Annotated in this window: 1 protein-coding gene; it reads left to right on the forward strand. The window is 56.0% G+C overall.

The window, feature by feature from the left end; translation table 11 throughout:
* Positions 1-63 precede the first annotated feature (63 nt).
* Positions 64-1,214, forward strand: a protein-coding gene (locus HKD24_RS15090; RefSeq protein ID WP_228124489.1) for an IS3 family transposase whose coding sequence is annotated in 2 segments (ribosomal slippage) — positions 64-322 and positions 322-1,214 — 1,152 coding nt in all. Because the reading frame shifts where the segments join, the coding sequence is not laid out codon by codon here.
* The last annotated feature ends 18 nt before the right edge of the window (positions 1,215-1,232 follow it).

A 1,232-nucleotide genomic window follows, 5' to 3' on the forward strand; every position in this document is an offset into this window, starting at 1 on the left:
TGACGTGCCCCCCGGAAATGTAACCATTTAAAAGTAGAGTCCGATCGAGAAGGATACGGACGGATGAAGCGCAGTCGTTTTACGGAAGAGCAGATCATAGGGATCCTGAAGGAACAGGAATCCGGGCTGAAGGTCTCTGATCTTTGCCGTAAGCACGGGATCAGTGACGCGACCTTCTACAAATGGAAGACCCGCTATGGTGGTCTTGAAATATCGGAAGCCAAACGGCTGAAGGCGTTGGAAGATGAAAACAGCCGCCTGAAACGTCTTCTGGCGGATGCCATGCTGGATAATGCGGCACTGAAGGAAATTGTTGGAAAAAAGTGGTGACGCCTGTCGCAAGGCGGCAGGCGGTCCGACACATTCAGGAGGCTCTGGACCTGAGTGAACGCCGCGCCTGTGCCCTTGTTGGTCTTGCCAGGCGTGTTGCGCGGTATGTTTCCACCCGGGCAGATGATGCTGCCCTACGCCAGCGTTTACGGGATCTGGCAGGGCAGAGACGCCGCTTTGGCTATCGCCGCCTGGGCTATCTTCTGGCGCGGGAGGAGTTCAAAGCCAATCACAAGAAGCTGTTCCGCCTTTACCAGGAGGAAGGGCTGAAAGTCCGCCATCGGGGTGGCCGCAAGAGGGCGCTGGGGACACGTTCTCCCATGACCATCCCTCAGAAACCCGGGCAGCGCTGGAGCCTGGATTTTGTCTCGGATGCCCTGATCTGTGGCCGCCGGTTCCGCATTCTGGCTGTTATCGACGATTTCAGTCGCAAGAACCTGGCATTGGTTGCCGACACGTCATTATCAGGTGGACGTGTGGCGCGGGAACTGACGGCCCTGGTGGAACGATATGGCAAACCTCTCATGATTGTCAGCGATAACGGAACGGAGTTCACATCCCATGCCATCCTGAAATGGGCCGATGAGATGAAGATCGAATGGCACTATATCGCCCCGGGGAAACCGCAGCAGAACGGATTTGTCGAAAGCTTCAATGGCAGGCTAAGGGATGAATGTCTCAACGAAACGCTGTTTACGTCCCTGACGCATGCCCGCCAAATTCTGGCTGACTGGCGGGAAGACTACAATACGGCGCGCCCACATTCCCAACTGGATGGCAGGACACCGGATCAGGTCGCCAGACAAGCGTCTCGGGGGCATGCCCCCGAGACGCTTGTCATCCCATCAACCCCAAACCATAAAAACCGGAAACTCTCTTTTTGAGTGGTAACAAAAAGGGGG

Source organism: Gluconobacter vitians (genome assembly GCF_015244565.1).
In the GTDB taxonomy this organism is placed as follows: domain Bacteria; phylum Pseudomonadota; class Alphaproteobacteria; order Acetobacterales; family Acetobacteraceae; genus Gluconobacter; species Gluconobacter vitians.